Source organism: Methylomonas sp. 11b, assembly GCF_000515215.1.
Lineage (GTDB): Bacteria > Pseudomonadota > Gammaproteobacteria > Methylococcales > Methylomonadaceae > Methylomonas.
Window position 1 is genome coordinate 570,236 of sequence record NZ_KI911557.1, and the last position, 19,770, is coordinate 590,005.

General features: G+C 53.7%; 13 protein-coding genes. 1 reads left to right on the forward strand and 12 read right to left on the reverse strand.

The features are described 5' to 3' along the window. Positions 1-17: 17 nt before the first annotated feature. From METH11B_RS0102845 to METH11B_RS0102870, 6 genes are all read right to left on the reverse strand, one after another. Positions 18-2,696: a nitrate reductase gene (locus METH11B_RS0102845; RefSeq protein ID WP_026600697.1), complete on the reverse strand. Its 2,679-nt coding sequence runs from the start codon at positions 2,694-2,696 to the stop codon at positions 18-20. 12 nt (positions 2,697-2,708) lie between these two features. Further along, on the reverse strand, positions 2,709-3,932 hold the full coding sequence (locus METH11B_RS0102850; RefSeq protein ID WP_026600698.1) for an NAD(P)/FAD-dependent oxidoreductase: 1,224 nt from the start codon (positions 3,930-3,932) through the stop codon (positions 2,709-2,711). A 100-nt stretch (positions 3,933-4,032) separates the two neighbouring features. After that, positions 4,033-5,355, reverse strand: coding sequence for an alginate export family protein (locus tag METH11B_RS0102855; RefSeq protein ID WP_026600699.1), 1,323 nt, complete (start codon positions 5,353-5,355; stop codon positions 4,033-4,035). Positions 5,356-5,386: 31 nt separating this feature from the next. Then, positions 5,387-7,147 carry a nitrate ABC transporter ATP-binding protein gene (locus METH11B_RS0102860; protein ID WP_026600700.1) on the reverse strand — a complete coding sequence of 587 codons (1,761 nt, stop codon included), beginning with the start codon at positions 7,145-7,147 and terminating at the stop codon, positions 5,387-5,389. A 10-nt stretch (positions 7,148-7,157) separates the two neighbouring features. Further along, entirely contained in the window at positions 7,158-8,171 is a 1,014-nt protein-coding gene (locus METH11B_RS0102865) for an ABC transporter permease (RefSeq protein ID WP_026600701.1), read from the reverse strand. 91 nt (positions 8,172-8,262) lie between these two features. Beyond that, the gene (locus tag METH11B_RS0102870) at positions 8,263-9,657 is read right to left on the reverse strand and encodes a CmpA/NrtA family ABC transporter substrate-binding protein (protein ID WP_020481134.1); all 1,395 of its coding nucleotides are present in this window, start codon (positions 9,655-9,657) and stop codon (positions 8,263-8,265) included. Positions 9,658-10,434: 777 nt separating this feature from the next. Here METH11B_RS0102870 and METH11B_RS0102875 point away from each other — a divergent pair. Next, complete coding sequence (locus METH11B_RS0102875; RefSeq protein WP_020481136.1) at positions 10,435-10,977, forward strand: hypothetical protein; 543 nt, start codon at positions 10,435-10,437, stop codon at positions 10,975-10,977. Between the two features lie 257 nt (positions 10,978-11,234). Here METH11B_RS0102875 and METH11B_RS29005 read toward each other — a convergent pair whose 3' ends face one another. The 6 genes from METH11B_RS29005 to METH11B_RS0102910 form a co-directional block, all read right to left on the reverse strand. Next, positions 11,235-11,411 (reverse strand): hypothetical protein, encoded by a 177-nt coding sequence (locus METH11B_RS29005; protein ID WP_155931067.1) that lies wholly within the window; start codon positions 11,409-11,411, stop codon positions 11,235-11,237. Positions 11,412-11,617: 206 nt separating this feature from the next. Further along, positions 11,618-12,598, reverse strand: a complete 981-nt coding sequence (locus METH11B_RS0102885; RefSeq protein ID WP_026600702.1) for a response regulator — start codon at positions 12,596-12,598, stop codon at positions 11,618-11,620. 3 nt (positions 12,599-12,601) lie between these two features. Further along, positions 12,602-16,291 carry a PAS domain S-box protein gene (locus METH11B_RS27565; protein WP_026600703.1) on the reverse strand — a complete coding sequence of 1,230 codons (3,690 nt, stop codon included), beginning with the start codon at positions 16,289-16,291 and terminating at the stop codon, positions 12,602-12,604. Between the two features lie 376 nt (positions 16,292-16,667). Next, entirely contained in the window at positions 16,668-17,606 is a 939-nt protein-coding gene (locus METH11B_RS29010) for a peptidoglycan-binding protein (RefSeq protein ID WP_026600705.1), read from the reverse strand. 24 nt (positions 17,607-17,630) lie between these two features. Then, positions 17,631-18,299: a hypothetical protein gene (locus tag METH11B_RS0102905; protein WP_020481142.1), complete on the reverse strand. Its 669-nt coding sequence runs from the start codon at positions 18,297-18,299 to the stop codon at positions 17,631-17,633. Further along, positions 18,296-19,642 carry a hypothetical protein gene (locus METH11B_RS0102910; RefSeq protein ID WP_026600706.1) on the reverse strand — a complete coding sequence of 449 codons (1,347 nt, stop codon included), beginning with the start codon at positions 19,640-19,642 and terminating at the stop codon, positions 18,296-18,298. Before METH11B_RS0102910 ends, METH11B_RS0102905 begins: the two co-directional genes overlap by 4 nt. Positions 19,643-19,770 lie beyond the last annotated feature (128 nt).

Consider the following 19,770-nt stretch of genomic DNA (forward strand, 5'->3'; position numbering starts at 1 on the left):
TCCCTTGGGCTATCAATTTAACTGGGTTTGGGTAAAAACTCCTTCAACTCCGCGACGCAGGAACCGCAACCGCTACCGGCACTCAAACTGGCGCTGATGTCGGCGACGCTTTGCAATTGCTGGGCTTGCACCGCGTGTCGGATGGTTTTTTCGCCGACATTGAAACACGAACAGACGATTCGGCCAATATCGGCTTCACCTTTCGGCGGCAGTCCGCTCAGCAAACTCAGGCGCTCGGCTCGGCTTAGCTGTCTTTTAGCGAATAAACTGCCCAGCCAGCCCGGCTCGGGCAATTCGCAATCCGGGCCGACCAGCAGGCAGGCTTGTAATTCTTGGTCCGGTAAATAAGCCGTGCGGTAGTGCCCGGCTTGCTGATCGCTGTACTCCAGCCAGCAGCTATCGTCGTCGCGATGCTCGACGGCGGCGAGCAGGCTACGGCTCCATACCCGCCAGTCCTGACCGGGATGGGTGGAAGCCAATTCATAGCGAAAATAACAGTCGCCGCGTACGCTGACTTGATACTCGGCACCAGTGATTTGCAAGGAACGGCGCGACAAAATAGTGGCATACCAACGCGCCGGCCAGGCTTTGATGTTTACCGGCGTTTGCTTGCTTTCCGGTTGCCCGGAATGCGGATCGACCACCGGATTGACCACAGCGCCCATACGTCCATGACTACTGATTTGATCGGTCCAGTGCATAGGCACGAACAGACTGCCGATTTGTTGACCCGGATTGAGATCGACGCGGGCCAACATACTGCCCCAACGGCTTTCGATCTGCGCCAGACTGCGCGCGGCTAAACCGAGGCGTTCGGCGTCGGCGGGGTGTATCTCAACGAACGGTTCGGGCCGATGCGCGTTCAATTTGGCTGCCAGGCCGGTGCGGGTCATCGTGTGCCATTGGTCCCGCAAACGGCCGGTATTCAGGGTAAACGGATAATCGCTATCCGGCGCGTTAAGCGGCGGACGCGGGGCAATCGGGATAAAGCGGGCCTTACGATTGGCGGTGAAATATTGGCCGTCAGCGAACATTCTGGTCGTGCCCGCAGTTTGCTCGTTTGTGACCGGCCACTGCACGGGTTGCAGTGCGTCGTAGCCTTGTTGATCTATTTGGGTAAACGCCGATAGATTGAAGTCGCGCAGTTGATGCTCGGCATCGTTTTCGAAGGCCGACAGCGCGGCGTGTTCACGAAAAATATCGGCGCTGGATTGGTAATTAAAAGCGTCCTTAAACCCCATTCTTTGGCCAACTTGGCTGATGATCCACCAATCGTGTTTGGCTTCGCCGGATGCCGGAAACAACGGCCTTTGTCGGGAGATGCGCCGTTCCAGATTAGTGACGGTACCGTCTTTCTCGCTCCAGCCGGTAGCCGGCAACAGTACATGCGCTAGTTCTGTGGTATCGGTGTTGGTGATGCAATCGGATACTACCACCAGCTCGCATTGTTGCAGGGCGCGTTTGACTTTGTCGGCATCCGGCATCGATACCACAGGGTTTGTGGCCATGATCCATACCGCCTTGATTTGGCCGGCGGCGATGGCATCAAACATGGCCACGGCCTTCAAGCCTTGTTTGTCGGCGACTTTGTCACTACCCCAAAAGCGGCCGACTCTGTCGATGTGTTCGGGGTTTTCCAGATCCATATGCGCAGCCAGGGTGTTGGCCAAGCCACCGACCTCGCGGCCGCCCATTGCGTTAGGTTGGCCAGTGAAGGAAAAAGGCCCCATGCCCGGCTTGCCGATGCGGCCGGTGGCCAGGTGGCAATTGATGATGGCGTTGCATTTATCCGAACCGGAACTGGATTGGTTGATGCCTTGCGAATAGACAGTGACGGTTTTTTCGGTTTTGGCAAACCAATCGAATAAAGTGCTGACCAACTCGCTGTTCAAACCGCACCCAGAAGCGACTTGCTTAATCGTGCCTGCGCTGCTTTGCGCGGTAGACAGTGCCGATTCGAAACCTTCGGTGTGCCGCTCGATATAAGCCTGATCGATCCGCCCGATTTGCTGTAAATATGCCAGAATGCCGTTGAACAGCAGCGCATCCATACCTGGCTTGACCGGCAAATGTAAGTCGGCAATATCGCAGGTGGCGGTGGCACGCGGATCGATGACGACGATCTTTAAATTGGGATTGTTTTCCTTGGCCTTGCGGATGCGTTGAAAACTGATCGGGTGGCACCAGGCGGCATTCGAGCCTACTAATAAAATCAACTCGGCCAGTTCCAGGTCCTCGTAATTGCAGGGCACGGTGTCGGCGCCGAATGCGCGTTTGTATCCCACTACCGCCGACGACATGCACAGGCGGGAATTGGTGTCGATATTCGCCGTGCCGATGAATCCTTTCATCAATTTGTTGGCAACATAATAGTCCTCGGTCAGCAATTGGCCGGAGACATAAAACGCCACAGCTTCCGCTCCATGTTGCTCGATAATTGAGTTAAAGCGTTCCGCGACATGGTTTAACGCACTGTCCCAATCCACACGCTGGCCGAGGATTTGCGGGTAAAGCAGGCGGTTTTCCAGCGACACGGTATCACCCAGCGTCGCGCCTTTTGAGCAAAGTTTGCCGAAATTGGCCGGGTGATTGCTGTCGCCCTTGATGTTGACCCGGTGCGCGTCGTCGTCTTCGACGGTGGCTTCGATGCCGCAGCCGACGCCGCAATAAGGGCAAGTGGTTTTGATGGTGTTCATGTACAAATGAATTTATGCCGCGCGTGCCGGCGGGATTTGGCCGAACATCAAGCGGTCGCGGATCGCGGAGATTGGGGTTTTGTCTTTAACCAAATTAAGATACCAGGCGTTGTCGCTGGTGTCGCCGTATAAAATAACGCCGATGATGATGTCGCCGCGCAGCACGATTTTTTTATAGATGCCCAGCCCGTGATCGATCAGCTGGAGAATCTGGCATTCGCTGTCGCCTTGGAAATCGCCCACCGAAAATAAGTCGATGCCGGTCACTTTCAACATCGTCGCGGATGACAAGGTTTTGAATTGGCTGTCGGCCTGGCCCGCCAGTTGTTGAGCGCAGACTTTGGCTTGTTCGTAGACCGGTGCGACCAAGCCGAACAGTTCGCCCCGGTGTTGCACGCATTCGCCGACCGAGAATATCGCCGGGTCGCTGCTGCGCATGCGCTCGTCCACTACGATGCCGTGCTGGCACTCCAGACCAATGCGTTTAGCTAGACCGATATTGGGCTTGATGCCGGTGGACATAATCAGCATGTCGGCCGGTAAAACCTCGCCGTTACTCAGTTCTACCGCGCTGATATGGTCGTATTCGCTGTTGACGCGCTCGATTGTCGTGCCAAGATGGAACCGAATGCCTTTATCGGCTAGTTGTCGCTGTAAAAATGCCGCTGCCTTACGGTCCAATTGTCGGTTCAACAAATGGTCGGCACGGTTGATCACACTGACTTGCATGCCGCGTTGCAACAAGCCATTGGCGGCTTCCAGACCCAGTAAACCGCCACCAAGAATCACCGCGTGGCGTTTGCTGGCGGCTTTTTCTATCATGGTTTCCACGTCGGCGATGTCTCTAAAGCCCAATACGCCTTCGACGTCGCGGCCCGGTATATCCAGCATCAACGGCAAAGAGCCGGTAGCGATTAGCAATTTGTCGTAAAACGCGCAGGTGCCGTCGTGGGCAATTACACAGCGACGCTCGCGGTCGACATTCACAACCGCTTTGTCCGGTCCGCAATACAAGGTCACCCGATTTTTCAGATACCAATCAAAATCGTGAATCATGATGTCGGCAACGCTTTTCGCGCCGAACAGCACCGGCGTCAGCATGATGCGATTGTAATTGCCGTGCGGTTCCGCGCCGAATACGGTGATGTCGTAGCGCTCCGGCACTGTTTGAATCAATTCGTCAACGGTGCGCATGCCGGCCATGCCGTTGCCTATCACTACCAATTTGAGTTTCATGATGCTTTGGGTGGTTTATGCTGTGAGAAATCGGTTTGGGTAGAGACGCAAAATCCCTTAGGCGATGCTTAGGACAGGCTTGCGTCTCTACCAGGTTTGCCTAGAAGCTGACGTTGGCTTGCATCCAAATCACTTGGGTGTCAGGGAACGCCGGGTGATTGGAATTAAAATCTGCGTATTTGGCCAACAAGGAATAATGTTTACCAAATTTTTTCAGCGCCGAGAAATCCCATTCCGTGCCAAATTTGACTCCACCCGTATCGTCGGAGAAATCATGAAATACGCCAGTTACGATCAGACTGTCGTTCATCGCCTTGTAACTGGCGGTGGCGAATACGTCGCGGATACCTTGGCCCATGGCTCTGGTGGCGGGGGAATCGGCGCCGACCGGATTGATGAACAGGTCAGCCCAGCCTTGGAAAGCGTGGTTGGTGCCTAGTGGCGTGTTAAATGTTTTATTTAGACCATAGCCATTCAACTGTTCCATGGCGCCTTGCAAGGTGACGTTGAACGCAGTCAATCCGCCCATCAAATTGATACGATCAGCTTGGTAATGATTGGGATTGTCGCCATAATCGGACTGCTTGCCCCATTCAGCGGTGTACAGGAAATTGACGGTATCCCAAAACTGCGGCGATTTACCGTCGAAACGCAAGCCGTAGGTTTGCGAAGATTTAAAGTAGTTGGCACGTTCACGATAGTCCAGCCAATAGCCGTAGCCGATCAGGTTGCCCCAATCACCGACTTTATAATTCAAATTCAAGATCGGTGCGTTGATATTATCGGTTTCCCCGAAAATGTTTTGCACGTGATCCAAATAGCCGACGTTTGCCGTCAGCCCGAACAAGGTCTGATTGTTGTGAGTGATCAGAATCGAATCATAGGTCATTTCCATCTGCCGCCAACCGACGTTACCGATAAAACGGTCGTCATCCAACTTGATGCGTTGCCGACCAACTTTGATTAGGGTATCGGCGATGCCTTTGTAGCTTAACCAGAATTGATTGAGTTCGCTGCGCGCCGGATCGGCGATAACGGCATAGTTGCGATCACGGTTCGTGGTAGTGCCGGCGCGGTCGTAGTCTGCTTGCGCCGCGTAGAGGCCTTCGTATTCCGCGTAACCTTGAAAATCGTGAAAAACCGGAGTCAGGAAACCCAGCCGCAGGCGCACCGTATTGGCGTTGGCGGTTTCCACAGGCTGGCCGCCCATATTGGCGGGTTTACGGACAGAGTTGTCTTTATCGACATTCTCCCAGCGGTAGTTCAAATCCATTTTTACTGCGCCGTTACTGCCGTAATGGTAGAAATTTAAGGCGTCTTCAACTTCTTTGGTAATGTCGGCGGCGGCCGGCAGGCTGAAGAAGGTTAGTGATAATAGTGTCACCGGTAACTTGCCGGTTGGACGTTTGAGTGTTTGCGGCATAAGGCCCCCTAGGGAAACAAGCGGTTATAAATTAATGGGTGTGATCGCATTCGGACAGGAAGGTCAGCAGGCTCTCCCGGTATTTGTAGTAATCGGGATGCTCCAGTAGGGCCTTGCGGGTGCGTGGGCGCGGCAGGTCAATTTCCTGAATTTTGCCGATTTTGGCATGCGGGCCGTTGGTCATCATCACCACACGGTCGGCCAACAGAATGGCTTCGTCGACATCGTGCGTCACCACAATTGCGGTGACGTGGGTGCGTTCCCAGACTTCCATCAACACTTCCTGCAACTCCCAACGGGTCAATGAGTCCAGCATACCGAACGGTTCGTCGAGCAGTAGCAATTTTGGCGACAGGGCAAAGGCGCGGGCGATGCCGACGCGCTGACGCATGCCGTTGGACATGTCCCCGGCTTTTTTGAACATCGAATCGGCCAGGCCGACCCGTGTCAGGTAGTATTCGACGATGTCCTCGCGTTCGTCTTGCGAGGCATGTGGGTACACTTTATCGACGCCCAACATCACGTTTTGGAAGGCGGTCAGCCAAGGGAATAGGCTGGGAGCCTGAAACACCACGCCGCGATCCGGGCCGGCACCGTTGATTTCCCGGTTATCCAAAATAATGCCGCCTTCGGAAATTTCGTTCAGACCGGCTGTCATCGACAACACCGTGGATTTACCGCAACCGGAGTGGCCGATGATGGAAATGAATTCGCCTTTTTTCATTTTCAGGTCAAAGCCGTCAACCACTTTCACGGTGCTGTTGCCGTCCGGGGTGGGGTAGATTTTGGAAAGATTGGCAAACTCCAGATAACGGGCCTTGCCCAGATCGCGAGTGCTGGGTTTCAGTGCCGAAGTGTCGAGCTTCCAATCGTTGCTAGTATTGGGACGCACATCCGGCAGTTTGAGCTTGTCGCCAGCGTCGGCCTGGGCTTTTTCCATACCGATATTCATCAGATAACGGGTGATTTCGGCGCGCAGGCGTTTGAATTCCTCGTTATGGTTCAGCGCGGTTCGGTCGCGCGGCCGCTCCAGATTGACCGTAAACGCAGGGCCGAAGCTGGCATCCGGGCCGGGATTGAGAGGAATGACCCGGTCAGCCATGTAAATGGCTTCGTCCACGTCGTTGGTAATCAAAATGACGGTCTTTTTATCCTGTTCCCAGATTTGCAGGATTTCGTCTTGCAAGTTGCCGCGGGTCAGCGCGTCCAGGGCGCTGAGCGGTTCGTCGAGCAGCAAAATATCCGGGTTGGCGGCCAACGCCCGGGCGACATTGACGCGTTGGCGCATGCCGCCTGACAGTTCACCCGGTTTTTTGTCCATCGCCCGGCCTAGATTCACCATCTTTACGTATTTCTCGGTATGCGCACGGCGTTGCTCCGACGTCCAATCTTTGAAGATCGCATCCACCGCCAGCGCCACGTTTTCGTAAACCGTTAGCCAAGGCATCAATGAATAGTTTTGAAATACCACGCCGCGATCCGGTCCCGGTTCGGTGATGGCTTGGCCTTGTTTCAATAGTTCGCCGCTATCGGCATGGATAAGACCGGCAATCATCGAGATCAACGTGGTTTTGCCGCTACCGGAAAAACCGACGATGGCGATGAACTCGCCTTCGCGAATGTCCAGATTGATGTCTCTGAGGATGGAGGTTTTATCTTTGCCTTCACCGTAGGATTTACAGACATTTTTTAACTCTACTAGCGGCTTATACGCATCGTTGGCGGGAACGGAAGACATGGCGGATTGTTTGTGCATGGAAAGTTCGATGATTTTGGCTTGGGCGGCGCTCATGACGGTATCCTCAGATTTTTTGGAACGAGAACAGGTTTTGTAACGAGTGCATTACCCGGTCGAGAATGAAACCGATAATACCGATGGTAAATACCGCCACCATGATTCTGCTCAAGGAATTGGAACTGCCGTTTTGGAATTCGTCCCAGACGAATTTGCCTAAACCGGGGTTTTGCGCCAGCATCTCGGCAGCGATCAAAACCATCCAGCCCACCCCCAAGGATAGGCGCATCCCGGTAAAGATATAAGGCAAAGCCGAGGGCAGAATGATGCGTTTGATTTGCGTGGCCCAATCCAGTCTTAACACTTTGCCGACGTTGACCAAGTCGCGGTCTATCGATGACACGCCGACGGCGGTGTTGATCAGCGTCGGCCACAAGGAACATAAAGTCACGGTGATGGCCGAGGTGACAAACGATTTGGCAAACCAGGAATCGTCGTCGGTAACATACATGGCACTCACCACCAAGGTGACGATGGGCAGCCAGGCCAACGGGGATACGGGTTTGAAGATTTGGATCAGCGGGTTAAACGCGGTATTCAGCACCGGGCTCATGCCGCAGATGATGCCTAGCGGCACGGCGATCAGCGTGGCGATGATAAAGCCGGCAAACACGGTGCGCAGGCTGGTAAGAATTTGGTCCAGATAAGTCGGCTTGCCGGTGTAGGGGCGCGGCTTGATTTCCGCTTTGGGGTCTTCGGCCAACTTTTCTTTATTCCGCAATTCCTGGCGTTGATAAAACTCGGCCATTTTGGTTTTTTCGGCATAGTGTTCAGTCACCAGACCGCTGACTTCCGACCAGACCGCGACCGGGCCGGGAATAGCGCCCAAGCTAGTATTGATCCGCGCGGCGGTGACGCTCCAAAACCCCAAAAACAAGATGAAAGCGATGATGGGCACGCCCATGACCAGCCACAACTGGCGCATTTGTTGGGCTGGGTTTTCACCGGCGGCGATTTTGACTAAGGGTACGAACCAGGTCAGGCCGGTGATGTTGAAAAATTTGATCAGTGTATTAGTCATGTCTTTACTCGCTTGTCTTAATGGTGTCGGTAAAAAGGATGCGTCCCTGCATCAACATACGATCCTTGTGTAGAGCACCCACCAGAGTTTCTTAGTCGACAATTTTGCCGCCGGAGACGGTTTGCTTGCCTTTCAAGCCAATAGCAAATTTGGCCAGATAATCGTTAGGTTTGTTGGCATCGAACGGAATTTTGTCGATGAAAAAGTTTTGCGACGGCTTGATGCTGGTGTCGGCAGGGAAGTCTTCGGCTTTGGCTTTACCCTCAGCGACCAGTTCTTTTGCGGCAGCCAGATAGATGTCAGGGCGATAAACTTTTTTCGCGGTTTCCATATACCAGTTGTCGGGTTTGTATTCGTTGATCATTCCCCAGCGGCGTAATTGGGTCAGATACCAGATCGCACTGCTGTAGGAGGGATAGCTGGCACCGTGACGGAAAAAGGTGTTGAAGTCGGGCAGGGAGCGTTTGTCGCCTTTTTCGTATTCAAAAGTACCGTTCATGCTGGCCGCCAACACGTCAACGTCGGCACCGACATATTGTTTTTGCGACAGCATTTCGATGGCTTCTTTACGGTTTTTGTTGTTTTCGGCATCCAGCCACATCGCAGCGCGTATTAAGGCTTTAGTGACGGCTAAATACGTATTCGGATATTTTTCCGCCCAGGCTTGGGTGACGCCGAAGACTTTTTCCGGGGTGTCTTTCCAGAGTTCGTCGTCGGTGATTACCGGTACGCCGATGCCTTTAAACACCGCTTGTTGGTTCCAGGGTTCGCCGACGCAGTAGCCGAAAATAGTCCCTGATTCCAATGTGGCCGGCATTTGCGGCGGCGGGGTTACCGCCAATAAGGCGTCGGCATTAATTTGGCCGGATGTGTCTTGGGGCGGCGCGTAAAAACCGGGGTTAATGCCACCGGCGGCCAGCCAATAGCGCAGTTTGACGTTGTGGCTACCGGGTGGAAAGGTCATGGCCATGTTGAATGGCTTGCCTTCTGCTTTATATTTATCCACTACCGGTTTCAAGGCGTCGGCTTTGATGGGGTGCACAGGCTTGCCGCCTTCCATCGGCACGTTGGCTTTCATTTGTTTCCAGATGTCGTTGGATACGGTAATCGCGCTACCGTTGTAGCCCATGCTGAAAGCGGTGACGATGTCGGCTTTAGTACCGTAGCCAATGCTGGAACCTAATGGGGCAGGCGCCAGCATGTGCGAACCATCCAATTCGCCGTTCACCACGCGATCCATGACTACTTTCCAATTGGCTTGCGCTTCCAGTTGTACGAACAGGCCTTCTTCCTCAAAAAAGCCTTTTTCAGCTGCGACGGCCAGCGGTGCCATGTCGGTCAGTTTAATGAAGCCGAATTTCAAGTCTTCCTTTTCCAGTTTGCCGGCGGCGAAACTGTGGTTGGAAAAGCCCAGTACCGCCAGTGCGACGACCGAGCTTAGCGCGGCGGCTAGTGTCTTGGGGGTGAATATGCTGTTCTGTTTCATATCGTTTCCTGTCAATTGAGAAAAATTGGCCAAAAAAAAGGCGTCTATGCCCGACTTGCTTGCAAGCCGGACAGTAGACGCCTTTGTCTTTGGTGCTCAACAGTGAGCGGGGTTTTGGTTTACCACTCCTACACTGGAGTATTGCTTGTTACTAAGCAATGCTGATGCCAGTTTATTGAGTCTTCTAATGGATTTTTATAAATAACGTTTACAAACAGTGCTTTACGTCAGTTTTCTGCAAGCCCGAATTTGGAGGAATTAGCAGGTGCATCTCTGCGCGCATAAAAAACGATGCACTCTATTGATTCGGAAGTGCTTTTTTTGCACATGCGTGGTGCGCACCGTAATGGGGAGCGTCAGCGAGACATGCGGAAGAATTAGCGGTGTTGCCGAGGATCGCGAGTGCGGAAAGCTCGGCGCTGTGTTTGAAGCGCTTGCCGGTGTGCTCGGTGTCATGGCTTCATGGGGAACGCCATCGGCGTGATGGGTGGGCATTTTGTTAGGCATAAAAGCGCTGAAAAATGGCAATATTTCGATTATTTACGTACCGTTCGCCCTAATGTCCTAGGGTAAAAGCCTGTCGAAGTGCGCACCAGACCGGGCTTCGACGAGTTCAGCCCGAACAGCATACCAGTGATAAACAGGGCCGGGTTAATAGGTGCACGAGCAAAGCAAATTGATACAATCGGTGGCAATGATTCCCGCCATCTATGAAACAGAGTAGGATGCAGCGAGTTTTATGTTGACGGGTCTATCGAAATTAAGCCGGGGCGGATTATGAAATACATCGTAAAACAAATTGCCGATGACTTTATCTTTGACGAAATGGAACAGGCCAGGAAGCAGTTTGTCGAGGCGCTGAATTACACGATGGAAAGCGCCACGATCTTCTTCGATAAAAATCCCACCAATCCGCTGGATTTTTTTATTGCCTACGATTTTCAGCAAAAGCACGGCGATCCGGTGGTGTACGGGTTTAATTTACGGGATGAACTGATCCGGATTTTCAATTTGGCCGACAACAAAACGCATTCGTCTGCATTGGCCTTGGCAATCAGCCAGCAGTTGAAAAAACTGGCTGAGGAACTTGAAGAGCGTTATGACCCGGAACCCACCAAGACCATCGCCGAAACGCAAGAAAAAAAAGACACGCAGTACGCCAGCAGCATCAATCGGTCTTATCGCGAGGTGCTCAGAGAAGCCATAGAAAAAGACCGGGCCGAGCAATTGCGGAAAACCGAGTCAGAGGCCGCGGCAGCAGACGATGGCTACCAACGCCATACCATTTTATTGGGCAGTAAGAGTGCGGCTAAATCGTAAACCTAGCGACTGTCGGCGGTTAATTTGTTTATTGAGGACGCTAGTTAGGTAGTTAGGTAGGCACATTCTTTTATGTCGGTTTCAAGACGGAATCAGCCGTATGAAATGTTTGCAAACCTCGCGGCGGATGCGTCTATTGGCGCATCCGCCGAGTTAATGCCCGAATTAAAACCTGTTTAAGCAGCGTTCCGCGATTTCTCATACCGCTTACGCCATCGTATCCGACAGCATTAGCCAATCGGCTGGTAGTAATGACCTTATACCGACAACATCCAGCCGTTTGCGTAAAAAATCTCAAACTCCCGAAACATCACAAAAAATCTGCCGAATTTGATTTTGCCTGTCCCGGTTTCATTCAGGTCGGCGACGGTGCCGTCGCCATACCAGTTACTGTGGATCACATCGCCGATTTGTATTTTTTCGTAAGTTTTCATGACGCGCCCCTGGTTATTTGATGACAAGGATTACGCAGCATAAAAAATGCCAAAACTATCGAATTAAACGGGGTTTGATGCAGCGGATCGCCAAGCCTTGTAGGCTGTGGCCTGAGCACTGAAAACGTGATAGGGGCGGATACAGAAAAGCCGGGTTCCGACTGCAATCGTTACGGAAAATCGTCACCGATACGATATTTAGTAGCTTATTGGCCCCAAGCCGCTTTCAGCCGTAAGATTTCCGGCATTATCTCTATAAACAAGGCCAGCAGGCGTGGATCGAAGTGACTGCCGGCCATGCTTTGCATCGATTTTAAAGTCTCTTCCAGCGGCCACGGTTCTTTGTAAGGACGTTTAGTGGTCAAGGCATCGAACACATCGGCTATCGCCACGATTCGGGCCGACTCGGGAATCGCTTCGCCCGCCAAGCCCAGCGGGTAGCCGCTGCCGTCCCATTTTTCGTGGTGATGGCGGGCGATTTCCGCGGCCATCTTGAAGACCGGGTTGTCGCTTTTATTCAGTATGTCGTAACCGATTTGCGAATGCGACTGCATGATGGGCCATTCCTCTTCGTTCAACGCTCGCGCCGCCTTAAGAATGCCGTGCGGAATGCCGATTTTGCCGGTGTCGTGGGTGGGGGCGGCCAATTCCATCATCGCCACTTGCGATGGCGACCAGCCGGCAGCGCGGGCCAGTGCCGCCGAATAGGCCGCCATGCGCCAGATGTGGTCGCCGGTGTACGGATCGTTATAGTGGCCGGCGTCACCGAGCATTTCGATGGCAGCACGAGCGAGTTGGTCCAGTTCATCTACTCGCACCAGCGATAGATGAGTTTGCACCCGCCGCAGCACGATGGGGCCGGAGACCGGTTTTTGGATGTAATCGACCGCGCCGACATCGAAACCGCGCGCTTCGTTTTCCATTTCTCCCATCGCGGTAACGAAAATCACCGGGATTTTCGCGGTCAGCGGATCGGCTTTTAACTGCGTACACACTTGGTAGCCGTCCATATTCGGCATCATGATGTCCAGCAGAATAATGTCGGGTTGATGTTCCCGGGCGGCCGCCAGGGCTTTTTCGCCGTTGATAGCAAACAGCAGTTGAAAGCGGTCCTTGAGTATTTGCTGAAGCACTTTCAAATTGTTCGGTTCGTCGTCGACCAGCAATACTTTGTAGCTGTCTTTCATGGCTTATTCCTTAAACGTGATCGCTAATTTATCCGCCAAGCGATTAACTTGGATTTTCGCGGCGTCGAAATCGAAACTATCCACTTCGAAGCGGATGGCTTTCAGCTCGGTTTCGGCGAGAAACGCGCCAAGCCTTTGTAAAACCGGTTCGACGTGGTCAGGATTCAAACTGTCCAGTGCGGTGTTCAATTGCTGTAAAAGGCTGCCGACCTGTTCCGCATCGAAGGCTGTTGCGGCGACCGCTGCCGGTTTGCTCGGCAGTTTTAGTTGGTGTACGGCTTCAACAGCGGCGTTTAGCGCGACGTCCAGCGTCTTGATCAATTCCTTGATGTTTTGCAGGTCGCCGGTTTTGAATTGCGCGTCAACCTCAGTGGCCAGGCCGGCGATAACGGGTAAGGCCAGATTGCCGGCCACGCCTTTTAAAGCATGGGCGATGCGCCGGACCGCTTCGAGATTCTCCGGGTGCTCTTGTAGATTGCGTAGTAATTTGGCACCGTCTGCGCCATGTTGCTCGGCAAAATTTAATAAGGCATCGGCGTAAATCAATGGATCCAGCCAGGTGGTCAAGCCTTTTTCGTAATCCGCGACGCCGGCCAACGGCGTGAAGTCCACGGCAACTTTCGGCGGTTCGGCGATGCTGAGGCCGGTATTGGCAATGCCTTGGCCTTTGGGCACCAGTCTTTCCATCTGCGTCAATAAATCGTCGACATCGATAGGTTTGCCGACTATGGTGTCTATGCCGGCATCCAGCGATTCGCGGCGTTCATGGCTCAACACGCTGGCGGTCAGGGCCAGAATCGGGATATGGCTGCCGCTGACTTGTTCCAGTTCACGAATTTGCCGGGTGGCGGCGATACCGTCCAGCACCGGCATTTGCAGGTCCATCAGAATCAAGTCGTAGTCGCCGCTTTGAAAGGCGTCCACCGCTTCCTGGCCGTTTTTAACCCAGCTGACTTGATGGCCCTGCTGCTCCAGACGTAAGCGCGCCAGCGTGGCGTTAGCTTCTATGTCCTCGGCCAGTAAGACCTTGAAGCGGCGTGGGGAGAAATAAGCCACGCTATGCACCGAACTCACATCGTACAGACAGTTTTCCGCGCTGGCAGATTCCGGCATATGCACGGTGAAATGAAACACTGAGCCGACCCCCGCCTGGCTTTCCACCCAGATCCGGCCGCCCATCATTTCGACAATTTGTTTGCTGATGGTGGTACCCAGGCCGGTGCCACCGAAACGGCGGCTGGTGGTGGCATCGGCTTGCGAGAACGATTCGAAGATGTGTTCGGTTTGTTCCGGGGTCATACCGATGCCGGTGTCGCTGATGGCGAAATGCAACATCTCGACACCTTCCGCGCGCTTGATCGTCACGCCTATGCTGCCGGTATCGGTGAACTTTACCGAGTTGCCAACCAAATTCAAAATCACCTGCCGCAAACGGTTCGGGTCGCCGACGAAATGCGTGGGCAAGCCGGCTTCTATCGCCAAATCGATGCGCAAGCCTTTTTCGGCGGCGCGCAAACCCATGATCTGCAATGCCTCTTGCACCGCAAACGGCAGATTGAAACAGACCGACTCCAGCTCCACCTTACCTGCTTCGATTTTAGAGAAGTCCAGAATGTCGTTGATCACACTCAGCAGATGCCGGCCGGAACTGAGGATGGTTTTTATATGGCCGCGCGTATCACCGGCCAGGTTTTGATCTTGCAAGGCAACTTCGGCAAAGCCGATGACGGTATTCATCGGCGTGCGGATTTCGTGGCTCATGTTAGCCAGGAAATTGGCCTTGGCTTTAGCGGCTGCCTCGGCGGCTTCCTTAGCTAGTCTCAATTCCTGCTCGGCTTGTTTTTGCAGGCTGATGTCGGAAATAAAGCCGACAAATAGATGCCGACCTTCCGAGATAATGCCGTGACCAACTGCCAAATTGGCGGGAAAACGGCTGCCGTCTTTACGTTGGGCGATGACCTCCCGCTCGATGCCGAGGATTTTGGCCTGATGGGTCGCCAAGAAATGTTGAATGTAACTGTCGTGCGCGGAGGCATCGGGCTCCGGCATCAGTAGCGAGACATTTTTACCGACGATTTCGGCGCTGCTCCAGCCGAACAGTTTTTCGGCGGCGGGATTGAACATCCGAATCAGCCCGCTACTGTCGATGGAAATCACGCCATTGACTGCGGTTTGGACGATGGCTTTAACTTCCGTAGTAGCCATCGCCACCAGTTCTTCCAGATGTTCGCGGTATTTCAACAACTCCTCTTCCGCCGCCTTGCGTTCGGTGATGTCGGTGATGGAGCCGACCATCCGCACCGGCCGGCCCTCGGCGTCGCGCAACGCATCCCCCCGATCCAGCACCCAACGGTAGCTGCCGTCCTTGTGCCGTAAACGCAGTTCGGTGGTGTAACGCTCGTTGTGTTCCAAGTGTTTGCGAAACGCTTCGCTGGCGCGGGCTTTATCGTCGGGATGGATTAATTCGAAGAAAATCGATTCCACGTTAGGCAATTCACCGTCGGCATACCCGAGAATTTTGTTCCAGCGCGGCGATAAATAGTATTCGTGATGCACAATGTCCCAGTCCCAGATGCCGTCGTTAACAGCCCGCTCTGCAAGCATATAGCGTTCCTCGCTCGTGCGTAGGGCTTGGGTGCGCTCGGCGACTTTTGCTTCCAGATTATGCTGGGCATCGGCCAGCGCATCGGTCATGTGATTGAAGGAACTGGCCAGTTCGGCGATTTCATCAAGACCGCTGACTGCGGCGCGCACCGACAAATCGCCGTCGCGGATGCGTCTGGCGGTGCTGGTCAGGCGTGAGATAGGCCGGACGATACGTCTGGCCAGGGCGTTGGCGATTATCGTCGTCAAGCCAACAAACACCAGCACGGTGATCAGCATCTGTTTTTCCAGGCGTTGAATCGGGGCCAGCGCCTCGGCCTGTTCGATATGCGCCATGATGCAGCCGCCGCCGGTTTCCGGAATAGTGCGGAAACCATGAATAACTGCACGCTCGCGGTAATCGCTGTCCATCAGTTCCGCATTTTGCCGGGCCAGGCAGCTTTGCATCGCTTGCGCAGCGATGGGGTGGCTGTTGCCATGTCGGCTCGCATAGCGCGGTTTGGTAACAAAAAAACCGCTGCTGTCGGCCAAGAAAGATTCGCCGGATTTACCCAGGTCGGGGTGAGCCGCAAAAATATTTTGAATCAGGCTAACCGGATAGCTGACCAACAATTGCCAGGGCAGTTTGGCATCTTTGGCAATCACATAATAAAAACGTGGCTGTTCCTGAAAAGGTTTGCTGAAGTCGGCCAGTTGTCCTGGTTGAAAATCGTTTAAATCGGCAAGTGCGACGGGTTGCTCGCCGACGCTGACCGTGCCGGAATGGGTGTCGCGGCGAAAAAAAACCGCGCCGGCGGCACCTTCGGTGAGTAAATAGTCGTTCAAGAAATTAGCGGCGCAGGCGCGATTCAATTGCTCCGCCGCCACGCATTTCATTAGCACTTCGGCCAGGAAGGCGTGGGCACGGGTGTCGGCACGTTCCAGTACCAGTTTGAGTTGTTCATGGCGGCTTTCCGCCACGCGGCTGACAATCTTAAAGCGATCCGTGCGGATATTGTCGGTGGCAAACCGATAGGCCATGTAACCGACCGATAAAGTCGGTAACAGGATCAACAGCAACAGCAGAGCAATCAGGCGTTTTTGCAGCATGTTGGGCCTCAATGTTGGCAAGAAGGTCAGCCGAAGTTATGCCATGGATGGTGGCGTTGCGGCAATACCTTACGCCAATCGACACCTTCATGAGGTTAAGATTCCTTGGGGCAGGGAATTGTCAAATGGCGGTGGTAGGGAAGTCTCGGAACCGAAGAGCCAATCTTGTGATTAACCCTAAGCTCAAACATCGTTTCCCCAAGGTGGTTGTCGCAAAAGCCAACACAGAACCCTTTATCTTCGGGAGAGGGAGCTTTTACGACTGCCGATGCAGGTGGGAGACCTCTTGCCTGGATTGGCTCGGTGGTCTACCGGCGCTCACTTTCGAGGAAATGATAGCTTCAGGGAGTCTAAGAGTCAGGTGCAGCAGTTAAACTTATTTGCGCAAAGCATTAAAAAAACTACACTCGGGCGCGCTGCCGTTGTTCTCGAAAAACGCAAAACAATCGTTAAACCATTTGACAAAACGGTCGGCATGCTCGGCGCTGCCGATGGGATATTGGCGCATTTTCCAGCGATTGCGGGCCGAGTCGTTACGATAGATGCCGCCGGCGTTGTAAGCGCATGCCACTTTCGGCGGATCGAAATGGGTTTGCTTCCATTGTCCGGCGATGTAGGCGGTGCCGGCTTGAATCGAATTGCTGGGGACTAATAGCCAGGCCTTGTCGATGTCGTCTTTATTCAAGGCCGCTCGGGCGGTGGAAATCAAAGTCTGCATCAAACCCGGCGAAATTTTGTGTGGCGTACGCACTTCGTCGATAAAGCCGGGTTCTTCGCGCACCGCGTTTTGATTGCCGGACGATTCGGTGCAGATGGTGGCGATGATGAGTTCTACCGGTACGTTTAACTCGGTAGACCAATGCGTCAACGCACTGCCGTATTGGCTCCAGATTTTGGCAACTGTTTTCGGCTCGCCGCCGCTACCTAGTGGCGCATTGTCGTTGCCTACCAATAAGCCTTGTGCGGTTAATTGCCAGGACACGCTGTCTTGATAGGCATGCCTGGCTTTTAATTCGTCGAGTAAATCTTGACCGATGGTGGTGCTGCCGGCGTCGTTGGCGGCGGGGCGTTGCGTATTCGGGAAGCTGTCGTCCTGGAACAAACTGCTCCAGGTTAACGGGCCGACAATGCCGTCGCTGTCCAAACCGCGACTGGTTTGAAATGCCACGACCGCTGCGGAGGTTTTCGCACCGAATAATCCATCGGGTTGGCCGACACCATTAATCTGCAACGCTTTTAACCGCGTTTGTACTTCAAGAACATCGCGGCCGCGCAGCATTGGCAGTTGAAATTTAAGAGGGCGACTAAAGGCCATGACCGGCTCCTATCTGCTAAAGGCTTATGGGCAGCCGGGAATTGACGCTTTGATCCCGGCGATGTCGTTTAACAAGCGCCGATGATGGTCGGCGTAGCGGCTTTGGGCGGCCTGCGCGGCAGCTTGACTCTCATTTTGTTGCAATTGTTTCAGCGCTTGGCAACTGCCGGTGTCGTTGATTTGGAAACGTATCGCGGCTAGTTCGGCGTTATGCAGAAAAAAGGTGGCGGCCGGTTTTAAGTCGCCGGGGGCTTGCAGAAATTCGCGGGCACAACTGTGCAGCTTTTGATTGTAAGGCGTGGCGGCGGCTGTGCTGGTTTGTTCGCTACGCAGCAAACGCAGCGACTCGCACCAATTTTCGAAATACTGGGCGCGTTTGCCTACTACGGCCTCGGCATTGGCCCAATCGGTTGTCAGGTGAATGCCTTGTTCTAGTTGCTCGGCGGCGCATTGGTAGTTTTTGACGCTGTCGGTGTTTTGTTTGGCCAGTCGGTAACAGGCATCGCCTTTTAGCAAATGCAGCTGATTGCAGGCCTCGTCGTCGACTTTGCAATCGACTTCCGCTGCGGCGATTTCCTGCCAATTGTTTTCAGCGGCGGCTTCTTTAAAGTTTTTCAATTGCCGGGTCGCGCAGCCGGAGACTAACAAAACTGCTATTAACAGGGGCATGATGAATTTAAGATTCCGCTTCATGACGCTTGGCCCTCCAGTATTTTGGTGATCATGCCGGCGACCGGTTTGTCTTCGGCTTGCAACTTCTCGGTCACCACGATCAAGCTATCCAGGTCTTTCAATGCGTCTGGGTTTTGATGCAATTTGTCCACGGCTTGTAACACCGATTCGTAACCACCGGTGCTACCGAACATGGCCGGGTCGCGGGCCAGGATCAAGGATTTCAATTCCCGGTCGGCGGCGGTGCGATGGAATTCGTCCAGGCCTTCTTCAAATTGTTCTAAGGTTTGAAAGCCGCCTAGCTCGGCGTATTTTTCGAACAAATCCGCCGAATCGGCATTGCCGATGAAATCGTTGACGGCCTCTTTCAGAAACTTGGGATTTTCCATTTGCGCCTGGAAGGCGTTACGAAATAAGGGGCTTTGCCGCAGCAACATGAAGCCGGTGTTGTCGTCGACCGGTTCCAGCGTCAAACCGGCTGCCGGCGAAATCGGCATGTGTAAAATCCGGGCTTTCCATTTTTGGTAATAAATACCGGTCAATTTGACTGTACCGGCTACTACCGCGGCGATCAATGCGGCCGGCGGCATAAAGGTGCCCAGGGTGGCACCGAAGGTTTTCACGGCGCTGCCGACGATGTCGGTTAAGGGACCGTCCTGATCGAGTGCGGTTTGCGTGTCGGTGACCGCGTGCAGTGCATCTTCGATCTTGCCTTCGCCCATCAGGCCTTTGGCGACATTCACGCCTTTTTCGACTTTGTTAGCCAGATCGACGTATTTGCCGCCGATGTCTTTGGGCAATAAACCGGCCACGGTACGGGCCATGTCAATGCCGGTGCTGACGGTTTCCAGCATGGAACCGGTTTTGGATTGCTGTTGCTGACTGACGGCTTCGTCGCGTTGAGTCGTGGCTTCATGGGCTTGCTGCAATGCGGCGCTTTCGGAATCGCGATTTTGCCCGCGCGCGCCGAAATAAAAACCGATGATGGTGCCGAGGATACCGCCCAATACGTCCGGGAACTGGTTGTTGGGTAAGGCTAAAAACAGCATCGAGGCGGTGACGATCAGCATCGCGATCACGCCCCGTATCGTGCCTTCCGGCAGACCTGCCGGGCTTTGAAAGAACAGCGCCAGTTGTTTTTCGCGGGTGCAGGTTTCCAGAAAGGTTTTTTGCAGATGCCGCAGATACAACAAAAAGGCGAGCACAACTATCGCCAAGATGCCCAGCGTAATTAAAAAATGAATGGATAAGGCGATGGGTTTGTCCTCGCCGTTAACGGCCGCGGTTTGAGCGACAACGGAAATCGGGAGCAGGCTCAGCCCGGCGTAAGCCAAGGCTTTAAGTCGATATGTCGGTTTGTGCATAAGTCCGCCTTTTTGGTAACGATCCGGTTGATCGATTAAGGTCTCTATTTAGGCTTGCCGGGCGGATGATATACCCGGTCTATCTGGCGGTCTAGTAATCGATGTCTGCGACTCCGGACCGGGTTTTT